18 protein-coding genes, 1 pseudogene and 2 riboswitches are annotated in these 20475 nt (G+C 69.1%); of the genes and pseudogenes, 3 read left to right on the top strand and 16 right to left on the bottom strand.

Going from position 1 to position 20475, the window contains the following annotated elements; genetic code table 11:
- The 12 genes from FV226_RS22355 to FV226_RS22295 all read right to left on the bottom strand — a co-directional run.
- On the bottom strand, nt 1-976 hold a 976-nt coding region (locus FV226_RS22355), incomplete at its 3' end, for a TonB-dependent receptor plug domain-containing protein (RefSeq protein WP_246691694.1).
- A gap of 109 nt (nt 977-1085) precedes the next feature.
- Nucleotides 1086-1285, bottom strand: a riboswitch (cobalamin riboswitch).
- 96 nt (nt 1286-1381) lie between these two features.
- Nucleotides 1382-1876, bottom strand: a complete 495-nt coding sequence (locus FV226_RS22350) for an AAA family ATPase (RefSeq protein ID WP_147764616.1) — start codon at nt 1874-1876, stop codon at nt 1382-1384.
- 50 nt (nt 1877-1926) lie between these two features.
- Complete coding sequence (locus FV226_RS22345) at nt 1927-2889, bottom strand: hypothetical protein (protein WP_147764615.1); 963 nt, start codon at nt 2887-2889, stop codon at nt 1927-1929.
- Nucleotides 2864-3682, bottom strand: coding sequence for an ABC transporter ATP-binding protein (locus FV226_RS22340; protein ID WP_147764614.1), 819 nt, complete (start codon nt 3680-3682; stop codon nt 2864-2866). Before FV226_RS22340 ends, FV226_RS22345 begins: the two co-directional genes overlap by 26 nt.
- A complete protein-coding gene (locus FV226_RS22335) occupies nt 3679-4713 on the bottom strand; it encodes an iron ABC transporter permease (RefSeq protein ID WP_147764613.1) in 1035 nt (344 codons plus the stop codon). Before FV226_RS22335 ends, FV226_RS22340 begins: the two co-directional genes overlap by 4 nt.
- On the bottom strand, nt 4710-5495 hold the full coding sequence (locus FV226_RS22330) for an ABC transporter substrate-binding protein (RefSeq protein WP_246691695.1): 786 nt from the start codon (nt 5493-5495) through the stop codon (nt 4710-4712). Before FV226_RS22330 ends, FV226_RS22335 begins: the two co-directional genes overlap by 4 nt.
- A gap of 83 nt (nt 5496-5578) precedes the next feature.
- On the bottom strand, nt 5579-7531 hold the full coding sequence (locus tag FV226_RS22325) for a TonB-dependent receptor (protein WP_246691693.1): 1953 nt from the start codon (nt 7529-7531) through the stop codon (nt 5579-5581).
- Between the two features lie 147 nt (nt 7532-7678).
- Nucleotides 7679-7891, bottom strand: a riboswitch (cobalamin riboswitch).
- A gap of 51 nt (nt 7892-7942) precedes the next feature.
- Complete coding sequence (locus FV226_RS22320; protein ID WP_147764611.1) at nt 7943-11101, bottom strand: CusA/CzcA family heavy metal efflux RND transporter; 3159 nt, start codon at nt 11099-11101, stop codon at nt 7943-7945.
- Nucleotides 11098-12600, bottom strand: coding sequence for an efflux RND transporter periplasmic adaptor subunit (locus FV226_RS22315; RefSeq protein WP_147764610.1), 1503 nt, complete (start codon nt 12598-12600; stop codon nt 11098-11100). Before FV226_RS22315 ends, FV226_RS22320 begins: the two co-directional genes overlap by 4 nt.
- Entirely contained in the window at nt 12597-12992 is a 396-nt protein-coding gene (locus tag FV226_RS22310; protein WP_147764609.1) for a FixH family protein, read from the bottom strand. Before FV226_RS22310 ends, FV226_RS22315 begins: the two co-directional genes overlap by 4 nt.
- Nucleotides 12993-13074: 82 nt before the next feature.
- Entirely contained in the window at nt 13075-13470 is a 396-nt protein-coding gene (locus FV226_RS22305) for a hypothetical protein (RefSeq protein ID WP_147764608.1), read from the bottom strand.
- 419 nt (nt 13471-13889) lie between these two features.
- Complete coding sequence (locus FV226_RS22295) at nt 13890-14360, bottom strand: regulator (protein ID WP_147764607.1); 471 nt, start codon at nt 14358-14360, stop codon at nt 13890-13892.
- A 302-nt stretch (nt 14361-14662) separates the two neighbouring features.
- Here FV226_RS22295 and FV226_RS22290 point away from each other — a divergent pair.
- Nucleotides 14663-16179 (top strand): annotated as a pseudogene (locus FV226_RS22290) (ATP-binding protein); the annotation flags it as partial.
- Between the two features lie 98 nt (nt 16180-16277).
- Here FV226_RS22290 and FV226_RS22285 read toward each other — a convergent pair.
- The 4 genes from FV226_RS22285 to FV226_RS22270 form a co-directional block, all read right to left on the bottom strand.
- Nucleotides 16278-17189, bottom strand: coding sequence for a hypothetical protein (locus FV226_RS22285; protein ID WP_147764606.1), 912 nt, complete (start codon nt 17187-17189; stop codon nt 16278-16280).
- 129 nt (nt 17190-17318) lie between these two features.
- Nucleotides 17319-17732 (bottom strand): hypothetical protein, encoded by a 414-nt coding sequence (locus tag FV226_RS22280; RefSeq protein WP_147764605.1) that lies wholly within the window; start codon nt 17730-17732, stop codon nt 17319-17321.
- A gap of 178 nt (nt 17733-17910) precedes the next feature.
- A complete protein-coding gene (locus FV226_RS22275; RefSeq protein ID WP_147764604.1) occupies nt 17911-18414 on the bottom strand; it encodes a hypothetical protein in 504 nt (167 codons plus the stop codon).
- Nucleotides 18415-18421: 7 nt separating this feature from the next.
- On the bottom strand, nt 18422-19525 hold the full coding sequence (locus tag FV226_RS22270; RefSeq protein WP_187278822.1) for an XRE family transcriptional regulator: 1104 nt from the start codon (nt 19523-19525) through the stop codon (nt 18422-18424).
- Nucleotides 19526-19755: 230 nt separating this feature from the next.
- Between FV226_RS22270 and FV226_RS22265 the strand changes: the two genes are divergently transcribed.
- Together FV226_RS22265 and FV226_RS22260 are read left to right on the top strand one after the other, a co-directional pair.
- Nucleotides 19756-19929: a hypothetical protein gene (locus FV226_RS22265; protein ID WP_147764602.1), complete on the top strand. Its 174-nt coding sequence runs from the start codon at nt 19756-19758 to the stop codon at nt 19927-19929.
- A 70-nt stretch (nt 19930-19999) separates the two neighbouring features.
- On the top strand, nt 20000-20475 hold a 476-nt coding region (locus FV226_RS22260), incomplete at its 3' end, for a DUF2235 domain-containing protein (protein ID WP_246691692.1).

The raw sequence follows: 20475 nt of genomic DNA, 5'->3' as shown, positions 1-20475 counted from the left end.
CGCCGGTCTGCAGGCCGGTGAGGCTACCGGTGTTGAGGTGCGTGGCGACCCGCAAATGCCAGTCGGTGTTGAAGGCGTGCTCCAACCGGACCTGCAGGATCCCGGCCTCCGACACGGAATCGTCGCCGGGCTCGCCGAAGAAGCGCGAGCGCGGGACGAGGCCGAGGCGGTTGTTCACCGCGACGGTGCCCCGGTCGAAGGTCTGGCGGTTGCGCAGGTACTGCGCCTCGAACGTGATCTTGGTGTCGGGCGTGACCTGCCAGCTCACCACGGGCGCCAAGAGCACCCGGTCGCCGCCGACGAAGTCGCGAAAGCTGTCCTGGCGGGCGAGGACGCCGTTGAAGCGGTAGAGCACGCTGCCGTCCTCGCTCAGCGCACCGCCGGCATCGACCGTGGTGCGGGCGGTGCCGAAGCTGCCGAACAGCGTGCCCATCTCGACGAAGGGTCGGGCTACGGGCTGCTTGGTGAGGATATTCACGGTCCCGCCCGGATCGCTGCGGCCATAGAGGGCGCCGGCCGGGCCCTTCAGGACCTCGATGGACTGGACGTTCTGGGTGTCGGGGGCGCCGTTGTAGCCGCGGGCGATGTTGAAGCCATTGAAGAAGATGTCCTGGGTCGCGAATCCCCGAACGGAGTAAAGGGCGAGGTTCTGAGCGCCAAAATCGTTCTGCTTTCCGACCCCGGGCACGTAGTCGAGCGCGCGCTCGACGCGGGTCGCGGCTGTGTCAATCAGGACTTCCCGGGGGATTACGTCGACCTGCTGCGGCAGGTCGCGGCGCGGCGTCACCGTCTTGGTGCCGCTGTAGAGCTCCGGCACCCGGTAGGTCGGCATGGCGGTGAGGGTCCCCTCGACCGAGAGCGCATCGAGCACCACGGCGGTCTCGCTAGAGGGCGCCCCTTGGGCAGCGACGGCGGCGGGGATCGCGCAGGACAGGGCCAGCACGGACATCAGCGGGATGGACGGTGAACGGGACACGTTGATGGGCCTCGGGCGACGGCAGTGGCACGTCACCGCGAACGAGGCCGAACCACGCGCAGTGCGCATGCTTCCGCACCCGCCGGGGCACCCCGCCCAGCGTGTCTCGCGTGTGACCACGACTGACGGCAGGTCTCCTGGCTCGCGGGTCACTGCCCTTCACCGTCTTCCCGAGCGAGGCCGCTCAGTGACGTCGGTGGCGAAGGGCTCGCCGCTTACAGTTGCGGGGGCAGCCGCGGCGTTGGGGCTACCCCCGCACCGCGTTCCCTTTTGATCCTCCGGGGAGGAACCGTCACGGCCGAGCTAACATGCCGACGCCCATGCCCGTCAACGGACCGAGTGCAATGCACGAGGGGTTATGCCCTGCCGGCAACACCTGGGAAGACGGATCGCGCACTCCGTCCGTCAGGTCAGGACCTCGACCTGCTGCGGCGGCAAGCTACGCCACCACGCGTCCGGGGATTGGAAAACCTCGTAGGTGAACCGGAGGACCTCATCCGGCTGGCGATGCGACGGGTCCACGCGACCGCGCTCCGCGTTGCGGGACTTGAGGACCTCCCACGGCACGTCGAACACTTTCCACTCCACGGTGAGCCCGTGTCGGGCGACGATCCCGAGCTCGCGCTCGAACACGGATCTGGTGAGATGGGTGTCCGCCATCACCACGCTGAAGCCGTTCGTCAGGGCGGCATCCAGGGCTGCTTCCTTGACCCGGTGCAGGAGGTCCCGGGCCGCATGGTCACGGGAGCCCTGCCTGAGTTCCCAGTAGACCTGCCGGTGCGGCGGCCAGAGTGTTTGCCGAAAGTCGTCGAGGGTGAGGTGGACCCAGCCGTCGAGAGGGTCGAAGCGGCGGGCGTAGGTCGTCTTCCCCGCGCCCGGACAGCCGATCAGGCCGATCACCCTCTGCGGTGCCCCCGGACGATTCCTGCCGGGCACCGTCCGGGTCACGGTCAGGCCGTCGCCTCCGCATCCTCGTCGTCGCTCGCCGAGCCCTCGATGATCTCGCCCCGTAGGTAACGAGCCTGGGCCTCGGCGACCCGCCGTGCGCCCTGGGCGTGGCGGGTCGACACCGTGCCGCCGGGCGCCTCGGGCCCGCCGCGCTTGATCGCCACGAGTTCCGGATCACCCCAATGGTCGAGCATCTTCTGGAACGCTTCGTAGCGGCCGGCATCGAAGGCAATGCGCTCGCCCATCATGTCCTTGTAGGGGTGCGCCGGATGCAGGCCTCCGCAGGGTACCCAGCCCGCCGGGATCGGGGTCGTGGCGGCATGGGTCCGACCGCTGCGCAGGAGCTTCGGCAGCACATGCGTGTGCGGACCTTCAGGACTGGTACCGCCGGACCCGGGGATCGGGGCATAGACCTCGACGCGCCCGGCCCGCGCCAGGAACACCCGGTGCGGGCTCATGGCGACGAGATGCGGCCCGATGGGGTTGGCGCGGTCGAATAGCGGCATGCCGACGCCGGCCCGGAGCCGCTCGACGGCCTCCGGATCGCGTACCCGCACGCAGGCATCCACAGCGAGAAGGCCGAGGCCGAGGTCGAACAGGATACCGTCGCGATCCTCGACCCGGGCGGCGTTCCGGTCGGGCCCGAGCTCCGTCACCACGGTCCTGCGGTTCATCGTACAAGTCGCCTCCGGCAAGCAAAGCGCGATGGCGTGGTTCCAGCCCGAGGCGACCGCTGTCTCGTAGGCGACGGGCCGCAGGTCGGAACTCGGCGTCAGGGCGATGGCCCCGCGCGCGGTCGCAAGTCCCAGGCGATCGTCAGGGAGGGCCAGGACAGGCTCGTCGGGATCGCGCATGAACTCGGCGATGGCACCGAAGCTGCCGAGGCTCCAGGCCGTGCCCGGATCGGCCAGTGCCTCGCGCAGGAGGGCCACGACAGCATCAGGGCTGGTGGGGGAAGGCTGCATCGATCTCCTCCGTGAGAGGCCCCGAACGGTTCCAGGGCAGGATATAGGCGGTTCCGTCTGGTCCAGCCCCACGGCAAACCGTGACGCCGAAGACGTCCGAAAGTAGCCGGTCGGTCAACGCAACGTCCGGGTGTCCATCGGCGGCGACACGTCCCTCGCCCAGGACCACGATCCGGTCGCAGAACCGGGCCGCGAGGGAGAGGTCGTGCAGGACGGCGACGACGCCGGTGCCGGCCAGGGCCACGCTCCGCAACAGCGTCATGGCGTCGAGCTGGTGGGCAGGGTCGAGGGCGGTGATCGGTTCGTCGGCCAACAACCACTCCGCTTCGACGGCGAGCGCCCGCGCCAGCAGCACGCGCATCCGCTCGCCCGTGGACAGGGTCGGTTCGGTCCGCTCGGCGAAGCGCGCGACGTCGGTCCGGGTCATCGCTCGGTTTATGGCGGCGTGATCGACGCCATCGAGGTCACCGAACGCGCGTCGATGCGGTAGCCTGCCAAGGGCGACGAGGTCACGCACCTGCATCGGCCAACCGGCCCCCGCGCCCTGGAAAAGCACCGCGATGCGTTTGGCGCGCGCGTCGCGGGAGATGCCCTTGAGCGGCATACCGTCGAGATCCACGCGGCCCTTGGTCGGGGCGACCAAGCCCGCGAGGGTGCGCAGGAGGGTGGTCTTGCCGGCGCCGTTCGGACCGACCAGACCGACGAGGGTCCCGCGTTCCAGGGACAGGGTGATATCCGAGAGGATGGCACGCCCGCCGAGGCGGACATCGAGAGCTGCGGTCGCGAGGCTCATGCGCCGCGCCCTCGCTCACGCAGGAGGAGCACGATCAGGAACGGTGCCCCAACGAGCGCAGTCACCACACCGAGCTTGAGTTCCGGGCGCGTCGCCAGGAGACGAACGCCCAAGTCCGCGGCAAGCACCAGGGCCGCCCCCGTCAGTCCGCTCGGCAGCAGGCTGGCGCCGGGACGCGCGCCAACCAACGGTCGCACGAGGTGGGGCACCACGAGGCCGACGAAGCCGATGGCGCCGCTGACGGCCACGCCACTGCCGACAGCCAGCGCCGCGCCCGTCACGAGGCGCAGGCGGACTGAGACCAGATGGAAGCCGAGGCTCGCAGCTGTGTCCTCGCCCAGCGTCAGGGCATCCAGCGCGCGGCCGGTGGACAGCATCAGGCCCCAGCCGACCGCCATCAGCGGCAGGCATAGCCAGACATGGTCCATGCTGCGGTCCGCGAGCGACCCCATCAGCCAGAACACGATCTCCAGGGCCGCGTAGGGGTTGGGCGACAGGTTTAGCACCAGCGCCGTCATGGCGCCGGCGAGGCTCGACAGGGCGACGCCGGCGAGGATCAATCCCAAGTTGGTGCCGCCTCTGGCGGCGACGAGGTTCAGGGCGAGCGCCGCCACGGCGGCGCCGGCGATCCCGCCGAGCGGGAGGGCCAGGCTAAGCGAGGCTGCGAAGCCGCCATAGAAAACCACCACGGCCCCAAGGGCCGCCGCGGAGGAGATGCCGAGGATGCCGGGATCGGCGAGCGGGTTGCGCAGGTAGCCCTGCATCGCCGCCCCGGTCAGCCCAAGGCTGAAGCCGACGAGGGCCCCGAGCAGGGCGCGGGGTAGCCGCAGTTCCCAGAGCACCAGCGCCGGGAGGGTCGCCCGTCCGCCGATGAGGTCGCCAGCCGCCGCTAGGACGTCGAAGGGGGCATACCCGACCGCGATGGACACGACTGTCAGGACGAGCACAAGCAGGCCGAGTATCCAGACGACCGCGCGGGGTCCGACGACCGCCCGGTCGACCCGCATGGGAGGCGGGAGGGGAGCGTTCATCGTGCCGCCCGTTGGTGTGCCGCCGCAGCGAGTAAGGCCACGACCTCGGCGACCTGCGGACCTGGACAGGTCCAGAGCCGGTTCGGAATCGAGACGGTACGCCCCTGCCGGCGCAGCGCGTCGAGGACGGGATGATGCAGCAGGGCATCGGCCAGCGACGGCGCGCCGGGCTCCCCCTCGTCGAGGACGATGAGGTCGGCGTCGGCCAAGGCCGCCGCTTCCAGCGGGACCTGGCCGAAGCGGTCGCGACCGAGTTCCGCCGCAACGTTGACGAGGCCGGCGGCGCGGATGATCGCATCGCCAAGGCTGCCGGGTGCCACCGTGAAGGCGTTCGGACGCATCACAAGGGCCCGCAAGGGTTTGGCCGCCGGCATTACCTCGGCCAGCCGAGCGTCGAGGTCCGCGACCATCGCCTCGCCGCGCGCCGGGTGCCCGAGGGCCGCGGCGACGGTCCGGATCTGGGCCCGCACCCCCTCGAAGTCGTTGGGTACGCCGAGTTCGAGAAGGGGGAAGCCGACGCGCTTGAGCAGGCCCACCGTGGTCCGCGTCGTGAAGGCACCGGCAACGACGAGGTCGGGCCGGAGGGCGACGATCTCCTCCGACAGGCCGCGTGTCACTGCGATGCCCGTCGCCTCCCGCGCGACGGTCGAGCCGCGTGGGTCATGGGCGAGGTAGGTCACGGCGGCGACCTGATCGCGGTCGGCAAGCCGAAGGACTAGCTCGTCCGCGCAGAGGTTCATCGAGACGACTTGCCGGGGTCCCCCGGATGCCGGGGCGGCCATCCCAGCGGCAATCGACCAGATTTGGCTGACCGCCAGCATCGCCGTCAGGACCGCGAAGCCGGACCGTCGTGCCATCGGCGGTCTCAAAACGCGGTCAGGCGGACGCCGCCGTACACGGCGAGGCCTGCCCCGAGGAAGCCGGTGGGGTTCTCGTAGCGGCGGTCGAATAGGTTATCGACCCGCCCAAACACGCTCACCGTCTCGCTGACGTCGTAGTTCACCGCGAAGTTGACCAGGGTAAAGCCCGGGTTCTTGAGCCGGGCCACCGAGAAGTCGCGGTTGCCGTCGACGAAGTGGCCGAGCACGATCACGGTCCCGCTGACGGTCAGGCCCGGGAGGGGGGTCCAAAAGGCTGTCGCGCTGCCCTTGTGGCGGGGCCGTCGCAGGAGCTCCTGGTGGGTGATCTCGTTCTTGGTCACCGTGTTGGTGTAGTCGACCCGGCTCGTAAGGGTATCGGAGAACCGGACAGCGACGAAGGCTTCCGCCCCGTACGATTCGGCCCGGCCGACGTTCTCGTTCGAGGTGAACGTCGCGTTCGAGGTGATGAGGTTCTTGAAGTCGTTGGCGTAGTAAGTCGCGCCGACGAGGACGCGGTCCCCCAGGGGCTGCTCGATGCCGGCGTCGTAGCCGAGGCTCTCCTCAGGCCTGAGGTTCGGGTTGGCGAAGAAGTTCGAGGCCGGGAAGCTCTGGAACAGCTGGCTCAGGGTCGGCGCCTTGAAGCCGGTGCCGACGCTACCTTTGATCCGGGTCTCGGTGAAGGGCAGGATGTAGCTCGGCGCGACGCGGAAAGTGGTGGCCGGCCCGAAGGCGTCATTCTCGTCGTGGCGGATGTTGGCCACGAACGCCGCCCGCTCGAAGGGCGTTAGCTGCACCTCCCCGTAGCCGGCCGTGTTGCCGTTCCTCGCCCGCAGGTTGCCGGCCCCGAACGGGCTCGGGTCGGTGGTCGACAGGCTCTCGTCGTCACGCTGCGCGCCGAACAGGATCAGATTGCCGGGCGAGAGCTGGTAGTCCCCGCGGTACTCGTAGCGCGTGCGCTGACCCAGGCCCGTCGTCGCGTCCGGCGTTGCAAGGGGGTCGAGGGGCCCCTGCTGTCTGTTGAACAGGTTCGAGTAGTTGATGGCGAAGAGGTTGTGGAAGCCGGCGAACGGCGTCCATTCGGCCTCGTTTCGGGTGAAGACCTGCTGCACGTCGGCGGCACTCCGGAACGCCGCCGGGAAGGCTGGGAAGGTGCTGTAGTCGGTGCCCGTGAATAGGAGGCGAGAATTGATGAAGCGCGTCACCGAGTTGATACGGAAGGTGTCGGTGAACTGGTAGCCGAACTTCGCCGAGACGGTCTCGTTGTCGTAAAAATTCGGATGGATCGCCCGGCCGAACGGGACGAGGTTCGGCGGCGTCACCGGTGTCGCGGCCGCACGGAAGTGCTGGATCGAGACCGAATAGTCGAAGCCGTCCTCCGACCCGCTGATCCTGCCGCTTTGGTTGAAGGTACCGAACGAGCCGCCCTCGATCCGCGCGGTGGCCCTGGCCGGTCCCTCGCCACGCTTCGTCGTGAAGGAGATCACGCCTCCAATGGCGTCGCTGCCATAGAGGCCGCTCTGGGGACCCCTGAGCACCTCGATGCGGGAGAGGTCGTCGGTCAGGAGTTGCCCGAAGTCGAAGGAGCCGTTCGGGTTCGACGGGTCGGTCGCGTCGATGCCGTCGATGAGCACCTTCACGTGGTTCGAGTTCGAGCCGCGAATGAACACCGAGGTCTGACCGCCCGGGCCGCCGGTCTGCACGACGTTGAGGCCCGGTACCTGCTGGAGGGCATCCGGGACGGTGCGGCGCTGCTGGGCCTCCAGGGTGGCGGCGGTGAGCACGGTGACGCTTGATCCGACCTGGTCGACGGGCGTCGGCACGCCGGTGGCGGAGACGGAAAGCTCGGAGAGCGTGACGGCCGCCTCGGCCCCGCGCGGGACATCGGCGAAGGGGGCGGCGGCCTGTTGCGCGAGCACGGGACCGGAAAGGGCGGCGCAGGCGAGCGCGAGCGTGCGCAAGCACGCGGTTCGGGAAGGAAAGGACACGGGACAAGCCTCGGGCGACGTCTGTGGCACGTCACCGCGAACGAGGCCTGGGCGCTTGCCTGCCGTTAGGGCAGCCGGGCGCCTCGACACCCATCAGGACACCCCGCCCGATGCGTTTCGCGTGTGACCACGACTGACGGCAGGTCTCCTGGCTCGCGGGTCACCGCCCTCTCATCGTCTTCCCAGGCCCGAAGACCCAGTGACGTGTTGATGATGGGCTCGCCGCTTACAGTTGCGGGGGCAGCCGCGGCTTCGGGAAGGCCCTTTCGGACCTCATCCTCACCGCGTTCCCTTTTGATCCTCCGGGGAGGAACCGTCGGACATACAGGACCTGAGGGAATGGCCCAGCGTCAATGTCGCTTCGGGGTTTTCCGCCCTGTGTGTTCATAACGTTACAAGTCGGGCCTCGGGGTCGATGGCATTCGGTTCGGACCGCGGCAGTCCCCAGCCCTTCACCAGGCCGTAGACCGCCGGGATCACCACGAGGGTCAGGACGGTCGACGAGACCATGCCGCCGATCATGGGGACCGCGATCCGCTGCATAACCTCAGAGCCCGATCCGGTGCTCCACAGGATCGGCAGGAGCCCGGCCATGATGGCGACCACCGTCATCATCTTCGGACGCACCCGCTCCACCGCGCCGATCATGATGGCCCTCCGCAGGTCGGCACGGGTGAGTGCCCGTCCGGCGCGGTCGCATCCGGCCCGGATCTCGGCCAGCGCATGATCGAGGTAGACCAGCATGATCACCCCGGTCTCGGCCGCGACGCCTGCCAGTGCTATGAAGCCGACGGCCACCGCCACCGACAGGTTGAAGCCCATCCACCACATCAGCCAGACCCCGCCGACGAGCGCGAACGGCAGCGACAGCATCACGATCAGGGTCTCGGTCAGTCGACGGAAGTTGAGGTACAGCAGCAGGAACACGATCAGCAGCGTCAGCGGCACCACGACCTTGAGCCGGGCCGTCGCCCGGTCGAGGTACTCGACCTGACCGCTCCACTGCACGAGGGTACCCTGCGGCAGGCTCACCTCTTTGGCGACCGCCGCCCGCGCCTCGGCGACGTAGCCCCCGAGGTCGCGACCGGCGACGTCGACGTAGATGAAGACCGCGAGTTGCCCGTTCTCGGTCCGGATCTGGGTCGGGCCACGGTTCAACTGAACCTTGGCGACCTCACCGAGCGGTACCGTGCCCCCACCCGGGATCGGCACCTGAACCTCGGAGGCGATGGAGCGCGGGTCGGAGCGGAAGGCGCGCGGGTAGCGCACATTGACGGTGTAGCGCTCGCGGCCCTCGACGGTGTTGGTGACGCTCTCGCCGCCGAGCGCCATCCCGATCACGTCCTGCACGTCGCCGACGGTCAGCCCGTACCGGCCCAGCGCCTCGCGGTCGGGGGTGATGTCGAGGAAGTAGCCGCCCTGCACCCGTTCGGCGTAGGCGCTCGACGTGCCCGGCACCGCCTTCACCACCGCCTCGACCTGGCGGGCGACCTTCTCCATCTCGGAAAGGTCCGTCCCCAGCACCTTGATCCCGACCGGCGTACGGATGCCGGTCGAGAGCATGTCGATGCGGGCGCGGATCGGCTGGGTCCAGGCATTCGAGACCCCGGGGAACTGAAGCGCGGCGTCCATCTCGGCCTTCAGGCTCGCCGTCGTGACCCCGGGTCGCCACTCCGCCTTCGGCTTCAGGTTGACGATGGTCTCGAACATCTCGGACGGCGCCGGGTCGGTCGCGGTGTTGGCCCGACCGGCCTTGCCGTAGACCGAGGCGACCTCGGGGAACGACTTGATGATCCTGTCCTGGGTGGCGAGCAGGTCCCCGGCCTTGGTCACCGAGATGCCCGGCAGCGTGGTCGGCATGTACATCAAGGTGCCCTCGTCGAGGTCGGGCATGAACTCGGAGCCGAGCCGGCTCGCCGGCCATGCCGTCGCCGCCAGGACGACGAGGGCCAACAGGATGGTGAGCACCCGCGCCCGCAGGACGCCTGCGATGAGCGGTCGGTAGATCCAGATCAGGAGTCTGTTCACCGGGTTGCGGTGCTCGGGGATGATCCGCCCGCGGACGAACAGCACCATCAGCGCGGGGACGAGGGTCAGGGACAGCACCGCCGCCGCCGCCATCGCGAACGTCTTGGTGAAGGCCAGCGGACCGAATAGGCGCCCCTCCTGGCTTTCAAGGGTGAAGATCGGCAGGAAGCTCACGGTGATGATGAGGAGCGAGAAGAACAGCGACGGCCCGACCTCGCTTGCCGCCTCGATCAGGATCTCGACCCTGGGCTTGTCCGGCGGTGCCCGCTCCAGGTGCTTGTGGGCGTTCTCGATCATCACGATGGCGGCGTCGATCATGGCGCCCACCGCGATGGCGATGCCGCCCAGGCTCATGATGTTGGCCCCGAGCCCCAAAACCTTCATGCCCGCGAACGCCATGAGGATGCCGACCGGCAGCATCAGGATCGCCACCAGCGCGCTGCGGACGTGGAGCAGGAACACGACGCAGACGAGGGCGACGATGGCGCTCTCCTCGATCAGCGTGCCCTTGAGCGTCTCGATGGCCGCCTCGATGAGGTGCGAGCGGTCGTAGACCGGAAGGATCTCCGTGCCCTTGGGCAGGCTGGCGGCGACCTCGGCAAGGCGGCCCTTCACGTTCTCGATGACGTTCAGGGCGTTGGCCCCGAACCGCTGCAGCACGATCCCGCCGGCGACCTCGCCGTCGCCGTTCATCTCGGTGATCCCGCGGCGCTCGTCGGGACCGAGCTCGACCCGGGCGACGTCCTTCACCCGGAGGGGCGTGCCCGCCTCCGTCCTCAGGACGATGCTCTCGATGTCGGCGACGCTCTTGAGGTACCCCCGCCCGCGGACGACGAACTCGAACTCGGAGAGCTCGACGGTGCGGCCGCCGACGTCGGCGTTGCTCGCCCGGATGGCCTCCCGGAGCTTGGACAGGGTGATGCCCTGCGCCCGCAGCCGGTTCGGATCGACCACGACGTTGTACTGCTTCACGAAGCCGCCGACGCCGGCGACCTCCGCCACGCCCTCGGCGCGCGACGCCCCGAAGCGGACGACCCAGTCCTGCAGCGACCGGAGCTCGGCCAGCGTCCGTTCCTTGGCGACCACGACGTACTGGTAGACCCAGCCGACCCCGGTCGCGTCGGGCCCCAGGGTCGGGGTCACGCCGGCCGGCAGGCGCTTGGCCACGGTGTTCAGGTATTCGAGCACCCGGCTGCGGGCCCAGTACGGGTCGGTGCCGTCCTCGAAGATGACGTAGACGAACGACACCCCGAAGAACGAGAAGCCGCGCACGACCTTCGACCGGGGCACCGTCAGCATCGCGGTGGTCAGCGGGTAGGTGACCTGATCCTCGATGACCTGCGGCGCCTGCCCGGGGTACTCGGTGTAGACGATGGTCTGGACGTCCGAGAGGTCCGGGATCGCGTCGAGCGGCAGGGTCCTTAAGGCGTAGAGCCCCGCTCCGACCGCGAACACCGTCCCGATCAGGACCAGCACCAGATTCCGGGCCGACCAGGCGATCAGACGGGCAATCATGGCGCCTTCCCTTCGGCCGCAGCCTGCGGGCCCGGGTCGGGTTTGGGCTCCGAAAGCCCCTGCAGCGCCGCCTTCAGGTTGCTCTCGGCGTCGATCAGGAAGTTGGCCGAGGTCACCACGCGGTCGCCGGCGACGATGCCGTCGCGGATCTCGACGTAGCCGTCGCCACGGGTGCCGAGCCTGACCGGTCTCGGCTCGAAGCGGCCCTCGCCCCTGTCGAGCAGGACGACTTGTTTCGTGCCGGTGTCGATTACGGCGTCGTCGGGCACCGCCACCACCGGCCTGTCGCTGCCGGTGGCGATCGTCACGTCGGCGAACATCCCCGGGCGCAGGTCGCCGTTCGGGTTCGGCAACTCGATGCGCAGGCGGGCGGTCCGGGTCCCCATGGCGAGGTGCGGGTAGATCCGGGTCACCGCGCCGGTGAAGACGCGGTCCGGGAACGTCCTGGCGCGCACGGTCGCCGTCTGGCCCTCCGCCACGGCCGCCAGGTCGCGTTCGGTCACGTCGGCCAGGACCCAGACCCGCGAGTGGTCGACGAGCTTGAACAGGGTGTCGCCGGACTTGGCGCGCATGCCGTCCGAGACGTTGCGCTCGACCACGACGCCGTCGCGGGGCGCCGACCACGTGATGGTCGAGGGCACTTTTCGGGTACGCTCGATCTCGTCGATGACCTCGGACGGGATGCCGAGGTTCTCCAGGCGCCGGCGGGCGCCCTCGTAGCCGATGCCGGTGAGGTACTGCGCCGCGGCCGCGTTCATCTCCGGCGAGAACAGGCGCAGGAGCGGCTGGCCCTTGTGGACGTGGTCGCCGGTGGTGACGGCCTCGACCTTCTCGATGAAGGCGTCCGTGCGCATCGCGATGACCGAGATCCGGCGCTCGTCCTCCTCGATGGCGCCCGGCGCGCGCACCGGCATCGACAGGACCCGTCGCTCGGCGACCGCCGTCCGTACCCCGGTGCGCTGGAGCTTGCCCGGCGAGATCCTCACGGTGCCGTCGTCGGTGTCCTCGCCCTCGTAGACGGGGAGGTAGTCCATCCCCATCGAATCCTTTTTCGGAATCGGCGAGGTGTCCGGAAGGCCCATCGGGTTGCGGTAGAAGCGTACCTTGCGGGTCCCCGCGGGCGTGATGGCCTGACCCATGGCCATGTCGCCGTGCCCGGGGTCCGGCATCGCCTCCGCCTCGTCGGGTTCGTCGAAGCGCACGTCCTCGCTGGCGCGGACGGCGCGGTAGTCTCGACCGTCCGCGGTGCGTGTCGGCTCCGCGGCGTAGTCCGGCTTCCCGTCCGGGTCCCGGTAGTAGACCACCGGACCCGTCGCCTTGGCCGGGACCCGAACGGGTACCGAAGGCGGCTGCCGAGTTCCCGGCAGCCAATGGGCGAACCCGGTCCGCGCCTGCCGGACGAGCCCCGGCACGGGGCTGCCCTCGTGCCCAGCGCCATACCCCAAAACCCCCGCCGCGAGCGCGGCGAGGGTCCCGGCTGCCCAAGCCGACCGGTTCACTTGGTGGCCTTGAACACCAGCCTGTTCTCGACGGTGCCGGTCTCGCCCTGCACCTTGGCCCCGAGCGAGAGGCGCCAGCCGCCGGCCATCGTCAGCTTCGCCTTGAACCGGTAGACGCCCGGCTCCGGTGACGGCAGCTGCTCGATCTTCGAGGTCATCTCCTCCATGCTGTCGGGCGCCATGTCGATGCGCTTGGCGAAGATGACGGCGTTCGGCACGGGCTTGGACGTGCGCTTGTCGACGAGGCGGACGTCGAGGATGGCCTCGCCCTGCCTGGCCTCGTCCTTCACCAGCTGGAACTCGTAGTCCTTGGTGTCGGCCCGGGCCGCGGCAGTGAGGGCGAGGCCGAGCAGCGCAGCCGGCAGGGCGCGCGAAAACGATGTGTTGGACACGGTCGATGATCTCCTGAAAACGATGGGACCCGGGCCTTCAGGCGCGCGGGATCGGCCGGCGCTCACGCCGGCGGCATCGAATTCAGGCTCGGGGAGGCTCGGTGGGCGGCCCTTGCGAGAGGCTGTCGAAGGAGGCGGTGACGCCCCAAATCGGCCCCTCGACGCCGGCAACGCGGCCCGGAAGTCCGACGGCGACCGGCAGGCCGGTGACGACCTTCGCCAGGCAGAGCGCCATCAACGGGCAGCCCTTCGAGCAGTCGGGCATGTCCGGCCGCTCCTTGGGACAGCACGGCATCTCGTCCATGGCCATCCCGGCCATGTCGTCCATGGCCTCGTCAGGCATCGCCATGGCGTGACCCTGAACGGCCGTCGGCGCGCGCATGCCCGAGGCGGCCGCGGAGGCGGTCACCGGCGCGAGGGCGAGGCCGAGCACCGCCAGGAGCGGGAGCAGCCGCCGAAGGGCGAGCCAGAAGGTCACGGACGGAGGATGCCACATCGCATGTCGGCGAGGAAGGGACAGGGACTACGCGACGCGCCGAAGCGATACGGCGAGCGCGACGTTCGCGAGGGCGAGCACGGTAAGAAGCGCGTCGGTGCGCCCGACCCAGGGGCGGACGCTCGCGGTGATGCAGGTCCCGGGCGGGTCCCCGTCGTTCGATCTTCCACCGGTTCGACGTCGTCTTCCCCGACGTGGCGATGCCCGGGATGAACGGCATGATGATCGCCTTGGGCTACCCCAAGGCCACCGAGACCACGCCGGTCGACGCCTCCCCCGATTGGCTGACAAGCATGACCACGCGCCTCCGACGCCCTGGATCGGGCCGGATCCGCCTTCGCGACGGTCGGCGGCCCGTGACGGATGCAGGGATGCTTCCGCCATCGCTGCATCCGTGGTGGTCATGCCGCCCTGGCGGTGACCTTCCCGTATGTCCCCGTCGCGACCTGCTCTTCCAGCTGCGCCTTGAAGTCCGCGATGCCGAGCACCTGCACGGGATTGCCGGCGTCGTCGAGGAACTCGTAGAGCGCGTCCTCGATGTTGCGGTTGCTGAAGAACACGATGGCGTCCTCGTCGCCGCCGCCCTCCATGTGCGGGTCACCGTTCGCCACGCCCGAGACGTAGCTGCCCGTCGGGCGGGTCTCCTTGTGGGTCCCGTCCTCACGGTAGAACCTGAGCTCGCCCTGCATCACGAGCGTCACGTAAGGGCTCTTGTGCCGGTGCAGCATCACCTTCCGGTTCGCCGCGAACTTGAAGACCACGTCGACGATGCGGTTCTCCTCGTCGACCTTGTAGACGAAGAACGCGATGTGCGGCAGCCAGTCGAGCGTCCGCCAGATGATGTTGCCGTCGTCGAACTTGGGGGTTTGCATCAGGTTTCCTCGGGATTCGATGTGCGACCGTTCAGGGTCGGCGCACGGCTTTCCGCCGCGTCTTAAGTTTGAGGGGCTCGTCGACGGCCCCGACTACGAAACCGGGTGACCTCGTCATCGGTTCGGTGGTTCGAGTCACACGAGTTGCGGGAAGCCGAGCTGCTCCGCTGGAGGAACGCCGGTGAACTCAGGAGCCCCGGGCCTTCGAGGTCGGTTGACCGACGTGCTGGAACTCCTGTCGAGGGCTTACGATAGCGGGGACGCTGCTCGACCGTCGCGCGTGGATCGAGTTCCGGGTCAGGGCCGAGCGGGACATGATCTGGCGGGCATCCTCGGACATGCTCTGCGTGGCGAACTTCGACGGCCGCTTCGTCAGCCTCAACCCGGCCTGGACGGCGACGCTCGGCTGGACCGAGGCCGAGATGAAGGCGGGTCCGTTCCTCGACTTCGTCCATCCCGACGACCGCGCCCTGACCGAGGAAGCCGCGGTGGTCTGGCGCGGGGCGACGCGCAGATGTCGTTCGAGAACCGCTACCGCCATCGCGACGGAAGCTGGTGCTGGCTCTCCTGGAACGCGGTCCCGACCGGTGGCCTGATCTACGCCACCGTGCGCGACGTGACCGCCGCCAAGGCCCCGGCCGAGGCGCTCGCACGGACCGAGGAGGCATTGCGCCAATCGCAGAAGATGGAGGCGGTAGGCCAGCTCACGAACGGGCTGGCGCACGACTTCAACAACATGCTGGCGGGCATCGTCGGCTCGCTGGAGCTGATGCAGACGCGCATGCTCCAGGGTCGGATGGGTGACCTGGAGCGCTACATCGGGGCTGCCCAGGGCGCGGCCCGGCGGGCGGCGGCCCTGACGCACCGCCTGCTCGCCTTCTCGCGGCGCCAGACTCTGGCGCCCAAGCCGACCGACGTGAACCGGCTGATCGAGGGCATGGAGGAGCTCGTGCGCCGCACGGTCGGGCCGGCGGTGTCCGTCGAGGTGGTCGGCGCCGGCGGCCTGTGGCCGACCCTGGTCGATCCGAGCCAGCTTGAGAACGCCCTGCTCAACCTGTGCATCAACGCCCGGGACGCCATGCCGGACGGTGGCCGCATCGTGGTGGAGACGAGCAACCGCTGGCTCGACCGGTCTGCCGCCCGCGAGCGCGACCTGGAGCCCGGGCAATACGTGGCGCTCTGCGTCTCGGACAACGGCACCGGCATGGCGCCCGACGTGGTTGCCAAGGCGTTCGACCCGTTCTTCACCACCAAGCCCATGGGCGAGGGTACGGGCCTCGGCCTGAGCATGATCTACGGCTTCGCCAAGCAGTCGGGTGGGCAGGTGCGGATCTACTCCGAGCCCGGCAAGGGCACGATGGTCTGCCTGTACCTCCCCCGTCACCGCGGCGAGGCCGAGGCGTCCGAGGCGGTCCCGGACCTGTCGGCGGCAGCCCGGGCCAAGGTTGGAGAGACAGTGCTCGTGGTCGACGACGAGCCCACGGTGCGGATGCTCGTCACGGAGGTGCTGGAGGATCTCGGCTACGCCGCCATCGAGGCGGCGGACGGCGCCTCCGGCCTCAAGGTGCTGCAGTCGGACGTGCGCATCGACCTGCTGGTGACCGACGTCGGCCTGCCCGGCGGGATGAACGGGCGGCAGATGGCGGACGCAGCCAAGGTCTCGCGGCCCGGCCTCAAGGTGCTGTTCATCAGCGGCTACGCCGAGAACGCCGCGCTCAACCACGGCCACCTCGCCCCCGGCATGGAGATCCTGGTGAAACCCTTCGCCCTGGAGGCCCTCGCGAGCCGCATCCGAAGCCTGATCGAAGGTTCCCCGTGATCCGGGTCCCGCAGGCGACCACGACACCCTCGCCCCTCGCCCTAGTGAAGGCCGCCACCCACGGGGTCCGGAAGACCTCCCGCGCATTCGCCGGGTGATCACCCCCGCGTCCGGGACCGGAATTCCAGCTTGCGCCTGCGAGCCCCGGTCTCGGACCTCATCAGAAAGTCGTCGTAGGCCTGCGTCCTCTTCATCGCCTCGGCTTCCAGCAGCCCGACCAAGCCCGTCTCCCCTCGGTCGTAGAGGAGTTCGGAGTCCCGTTCCCGGATGAGCCAGGACTCGACGCCCTCGTCGTTGATCGCGGACGACGGCAGGACGCTTTCCTCGGGCACGCCGGCGAAATGGCGCCAAGCGAAGACCGCATCGCGGTCGCCACCATCCAGCAGGAACCGACAGGTCTCGGGTGTGACGGGGAGGAACCGCCGGGCGTACATGGCCTCCCCGACACAGTACCGGCTCCCCTCGCCGAAAGCCTCGGCGACGTAGGCCTCGAAATCCGGGCAAAGGTATTCGAGAGCGGATGCGACCTGGACGTAGTGGACCTCATCCGAAGCCAGCTTCGGGTCGCCGACCTCGGGGATGCCTGGGCAGGCGAGATGCCGCGGCGTCCCCGGCAGCCCGGAAGCCGCATCCATCGAGAGCGATGTGCTCGCATACGTGACGTGGTCGACCGTGAACATCATGCGGCGCCCCCGGGCCCCGTCCACGCAGACCCCGAGCCTGACCTTCCCGCAAACGAGGGCACCCCCGCGCCCGACCTCGTGCATCCCGGGGTTCGGGTAGAATGAGAGGCCGCCGCCTTCCCTGTCACGGGTCTCCTCGGCCAGTTCCACCTCGTCACGGCGGTAGACGATGCAGTCGCCACGGGCGACCGAACGCGTCCTGAGCGCCACCCAAGGCATGACGCCGTAGGCATAGGGGCTGACGTCCTGCCCGACGTGGGACATCTCGCCGGTCACGCGGTCGTAGTCGAGGTCCAGGCGGTTCGCACCGGAGAGGCACCGGACCAACTCGAACCGCCGGCTCGGCTTGGCCAGCCATGTCGCGATGCTGCGGATGTCCCGGGACAGTTCGGTGTCCGGGTCCTCGTCGGACCTGTCCCGGAACTGATCGAGGAAGCCTGCGACGGCCTCCGCCAGTTAGGCCATCATCGAATCCTCGTCGACCTCGTGCCCGGCCGCACGGGCGGCCGCCGCCACGGCCCGGACGTTGTCGACATGGGCCGAGATCTCCTTCGCCAGGGAACGCTCGGGGGAGATCGCGCCCGTCGCCATCTCCTCCTCGGTCAGGAAGAAACGATAGGTCTGGCCGCGTCCCGACGCCCTGCCGTCGCGCTGCAGGACCGTGGTCGCCCTCAGCCCATGACGCCGTACCAGGTCGGTCACGACGCGGGTGGCGGCCAGAGCATCCTCCCGGGTCATCTTCTGTCGTCCCTTCCAGCGAGCGCCCTTGGTCGTCCGGCGAACGGCTTCGGAAAGGAGGTGGGTCGGCCGCACGGTGCTCAGTGCCTCCCGAAGTATGGCGTCGACTGCGGGGATGTTGCGTTCGGTCATGGCCGTGCTCCGGTCGGTGGCGATGACGAGATGCTAGGCCGCGTTCGCACCGGTCGGATATCTGAGACTACAGGACGGTCGGACCGCACGTTCCGTGGAACGTGGACGTCGGATTTTGCATAACCCCGACCCGTCTCTGGGTCGTGTCCCTCAAGTGGCGCCCACGAAACGGACGGGCTCAGAGCAGGCCCATGACCATCCGGTGGATCAGGTCGTCCAGCCACGCCTTCCCGTAGTTCCCCCGCAAGGGCGGATCGGGACGGTAACCGATATCGGCGAGCAGGCTCCCGAGGTTCACGAGCCGGGCGCGTTTGCCCCGGGCGTACCCGAACCTCATGCTCGCCGCGTCCGCCCCGCAGATCACCCAGTCGTCGGTGCGGGGAAGCGCATGGGCCCAGAGCGACATCTCGCCCGCGTCGAGGACGGTGCCGCCCGGGTCGAGCTGCAGCTCCATGATCCGGACCCGGTCGTCGGGATGGTACTCGGAAAGCGAGCCGACCAGCGATGTCCGGTCGATGGTCTCCTCGGGGCGTCGATTCTGGAACCCGGTCTGGGTCTCCTCGACGCATTTCTCGACCATCACGATGCGGTACCGGGACGAGAGCGCGGCCCAGGCGCCGACGCGATGTGCCTCGATCACCGAGTTCGCGTCCGTCAGCACGGGACCGCGATGCACCGGCATCGGCGCCTCACATGTCGAACGGGCGCGGGATGCCGTGTTCGTCGAACAGCTCCCCGAGCTCGTCGATGCTCACGGCGAGCAGCTTCGCCACGCGTCTGACGGAGACCTGTCCCTTCTCGATGCCGGCGGCCATGACGGTCATGAACCGGCGGCCGAAGAGCGGTGGTACCTCGTCCCGATGCCCGTCCGGCGCGCCGTTGCGGCTCAGGAACCGGTCGTCGAAGGTGCGGGCGGTGTCCGCATCCGTCAGGCCGAGACTGACCAACCGCCACTTCAGCGCCACCGAGGACACGCCGAGCGCGGTCGCCGTACGGTTGAGCCAGTCGTGGTCGATCTCGGCCGGCTGATGGTTGGCGAGCACCTCGCGCGGCATCAGCAGGGCGGAGGCGAACTTCTCCGCCATCGTCTCGATCCGCTTCTGGATCTTGCCGGAACCGACCCCGTCGTCGAGTCGCTCGGGGGGCATCGCGTCCCAGGTCAGCACGTGGAAGAGCTCGTGCGCGAGGTCGAAGTTGCGACGCCCGACGGGCTCGTTCCGATTGACGAGGACGGCGCCCAGGTCGCGCACCAGGCACGCCGCCCCGGAGATGCCGGACTGTGCGTCGACCATCAGGACGAGCATTTTGAGCTCCTCCTGCATCGCCTCGGCGAGACGCCGCGACGGAACCGCCCCGAGCTTCAGGAAGGCGGCGACGCCCTCGCCGGCGGCCTCGGCCGCCTCGTAGCTGTCGAACCTGGTCAGGTTCAGCCGGTGCACGATGGGCGAGAGGCCGCAGCCGGTCGTCACGCACAACTCGCGATACGCGCCGATCCACTCGCCGGCCTTGCCCTCGAACGCGTCGAGGTCAGTGGCTTCGAGCTCGGCCCGGCGTCGCCAGGAGAACCGTGCCTCCCCGACGATCAGGAACGGGTTCGTGAAGTAGTCGAGGTCGACCTCGAACGCCTGCACGGCGGTGACGAGCTCCTCGGCGGACAGCTTCCTCTGCCCACCTTCGATCTGGGCGATGGTCTGGTGGTTCCTGAATCCGAAGGTCTGGGCAAGCTGCTCCTGGGACATGCCGCGGCGCTCGCGCAGCGCCTTCAGTCGGGTGCCCGTCGATGCTGGTGTCATGATTTGCCCCATTTGCCCGACCTATCTTGCAACAAGGCAATTTGCAAGATATTAACGAAAACCACGAGGTTGCGTCGGCGCCCAGTCCCTATGCCGCACCCCTCCTCGGACCGTGGGCTCCGCGTCAGGACCCCTCGGCCGCCCCGGCGCCAACGACCCCGGATCGCGGATGCATCCTGACGTATCCCAGGACCGGTGGCGACGCCCCGGTGCATTCGACGGAGAAGACCATGGCCACCAACCCCCCGTCCGGCGACGGACACCGCAACGGAGCGGTCCGCGACCGCTCCCAGGTCCACAACCCGAGAACCGCTACCTGGACAAAGCGGGATTCCGACACCGGCAGGTTCATGGACGGCAAGAAGGACGGCACCCCGTTCAAGGGCGTCCGCAAGGAGCGCTGAGACCATCGTGGCGGACCCGGCCGATGCGCCGGGCCCGCCGCCCGAGCGGCGCCAGGAGGCGCGTTGCGTCATGCCCAAGAACATCGTCGTCTTCTCGGACGGCACAGGCCAGGAGGGCGGGCTCCGCGAGGAGCAGAGGCTGAGTAACGTCTACAAGCTCTACCGCGTCTGCCGGGTCGGCCCGGACAGCGGCATCGACCCGAGGGAACAGGTCGCGTTCTACGACCCCGGCCTCGGGACCGACGGCTCCGCCACCGGCTTCGTGGCCGCCTACCGGAAACTCCAAAAGCTCCTGTCCTCGGTGACGGGGCTCGGCATCACCAAGAACATCGCCGACTGCTACGCCTTCATCATCGACCACTACGAGCCGGGCGACCGCATCTACCTCGTGGGCTTCAGTCGGGGGGCCTACACGGCCCGCTGCGTGGCGAACGTGCTCTTCCTGTGCGGCGTCCCGACGACCGCGCCTGGAGGTGCGTGCAAGGCCCCAAGCCTCTGGGCGGTGGTCGGCCGATGGCTGAGGGAGAAGCTTCCAGGCCGGAAACC

The sequence above is a fragment of the Methylobacterium sp. WL12 genome, from assembly GCF_008039475.1.
GTDB lineage: Bacteria > Pseudomonadota > Alphaproteobacteria > Rhizobiales > Beijerinckiaceae > Methylobacterium > Methylobacterium cerastii.
Note: the sequence above shows the minus strand (reverse complement) of the source record. Positions and strands in the feature narration are given on the sequence as shown.